The sequence below is a fragment of the Aquiflexum sp. genome (genome assembly GCF_041749095.1).
In the GTDB taxonomy this organism is placed as follows: domain Bacteria; phylum Bacteroidota; class Bacteroidia; order Cytophagales; family Cyclobacteriaceae; genus Aquiflexum.
Window position 1 is genome coordinate 1 of sequence record NZ_JBGTCA010000014.1, and the last position, 1,509, is coordinate 1,509.

Genomic DNA, 1,509 nt, shown 5'->3' on the forward strand with positions numbered 1-1,509 from the left:
ACCTGAATGCTGGAATCAACCCAAAAAGCATCGGGATGGCAATCGGTCCTACCAATGCCCCAAACCAGGAAATGATCAAGCCCAGAATTCCACCAAAATATTCATATTGAAGGGCGATCAGGATGGTCATGCTGGTGAAAACGAATGTGGTAATTCTGGCTATTGCCAACGACGATTTGCCATGACCGTACTTTTCCGAAAACGTGGGTAAAATGTCCCGTGTGATCACTGCGGCAATGGTATTGATGTCCGAAGAGGTCATGGACATGGTATTGGCGAATAAGGAAGCGATGACCAATCCCACCAAACCTGATGGTAACAACAGAAGGGTCAATTCCCCATAAGATTGACTTGGGTCAAGCAAATCAGGTAATAAAATCGGTGCTGCCCACATGGGGAAAAATAAAATCAAAGGCCAGATCAGGTATAAAATCCCGGAAAGCCTTGCTGCTTTAATGGCCTGATTTTCGGAAGGAGATGAAATATACCTGGTAGCCAAATTCCATTGCCCTCCGTTGTAGGAAAGGAAATTGATGAACAAAAAAGTTAGGGCAAAACCGGCGCCGTATGGTTCATTGAAAGGTTGACTGTTTTCAGCAGGAAGCTGATCCCAAATGGTCAAGATACTTTCAAACCCATCCAGATATTGTAATACCGCCACAAACATCACTATACCTGCCAAAAGCTGAACAATGAATTGAGTAAAATCAGTGATCACAACCGCCCAAAGTCCACCGAAAGTAATATAGAGCAGTGAAATGCCACCTGAAATCAGTATGCCAACAGGCAGACTGATTCCTGTAAAGACATTGAGTAAGATGGCAATAGCTGCCCATTTGGCTCCGATATCAAACAATTTTAACAATACCCCGCTCCATGCCATGATCTGTTGGGTGAGGAGATTGTACCTTTTTTCGAGGAATTCCAAGGGGGATTGTATCAGGAATTGTTTCCTCAAACGCACCCATAAAACAGGAAAAACACGGGCACTGGCAAGGATAGTTGTACCGATGGTCAAAGCCCACCAAAAATAAACAGACACCCCATGGGTATAAGCCAAAGCCGCATAAGCCACGAACACAGCTCCACTATATCCTGATACATGATGGGAAATTCCCGAAAGCCACCAGGGCAAGTTCCCACCGGCTATAAAATAATCCTCGGCATTTCTATTTTTGAAATAGGCGTAAATTCCTATTGCCAGCATCAATAGAAAGAACAGACCTATAATGAACAGGTCAAAAGTAGTCAGCTTCATGAAGGGGGATGGTTCAATTATACAATTTCAGAAGATTATTAGAATGGCAATAGCTTGCTTGGACATGATGATCAGGTGGAATAAGAGGAGTCCCAAAATTGGAAATTTCCTTCTTCCATGGCATTATTACCCATATGGACTGCTATTGCAGTATCAGGAATAATATCGCAACAGGCGATTAATTGATATTCAGGAAGTTCCTTCAGAATCATTGCCAATCCTATTCCCCTGCTCCCACATCCGATCAATCC

At 43.3% G+C, this 1,509-nt stretch carries 2 protein-coding genes; both read right to left on the reverse strand.

Annotated elements, in window-relative coordinates:
• Positions 1-1,258 (reverse strand): sodium:solute symporter family protein (locus tag ACEW8O_RS00830; RefSeq protein ID WP_373492723.1); only part of this gene is annotated, 1,258 nt, incomplete at its 3' end.
• A gap of 71 nt (positions 1,259-1,329) precedes the next feature.
• Positions 1,330-1,509: hypothetical protein (locus ACEW8O_RS00835; RefSeq protein ID WP_373492724.1), on the reverse strand; the 180-nt coding region annotated here is incomplete at its 5' end.